The sequence below is a fragment of the Chromohalobacter sp. HP20-39 genome (assembly GCF_033052815.1).
Classification (GTDB): domain Bacteria; phylum Pseudomonadota; class Gammaproteobacteria; order Pseudomonadales; family Halomonadaceae; genus Chromohalobacter.
This window is the reverse complement of the sequence record NZ_JAWHTP010001121.1, coordinates 1-239: the sequence shown is the minus strand read 5'-3', so window position 1 is coordinate 239 and position 239 is coordinate 1. Positions and strand designations below refer to the sequence as shown.

At 70.3% G+C, this 239-nt stretch carries 1 protein-coding gene; it reads right to left on the bottom strand.

Annotation, left to right across the window (positions count from 1 at the left end):
- Positions 1–239 (bottom strand): glycosyl hydrolase 2 galactose-binding domain-containing protein (locus RVY79_RS21385; protein WP_317466635.1); only part of this gene is annotated, 239 nt, incomplete at both ends.

The following is a 239-nucleotide window of genomic DNA, read 5'->3' as shown; positions in this document are numbered from 1 at the left end:
CGTTGACCCGCACCTCGGCAAAGGTGTCGAGCCCATCGAAGACCAGGTCGAGATGGCCGGCCGCGAGCATCGCCGGCGTTACCGCCAGGGTCCGCTTCCATTCCCAATCGGTCAGGCCGGCCCATTGGATCGCGCCCTCATTGGTGCCCCGATAGGGATCGGGCACCAGCCCGGCGGCGATCAGGTCCTGCTGCACACTGCCGGGCACCGTCGCGGGGATCCAGCGGGCCGCGCGCGGA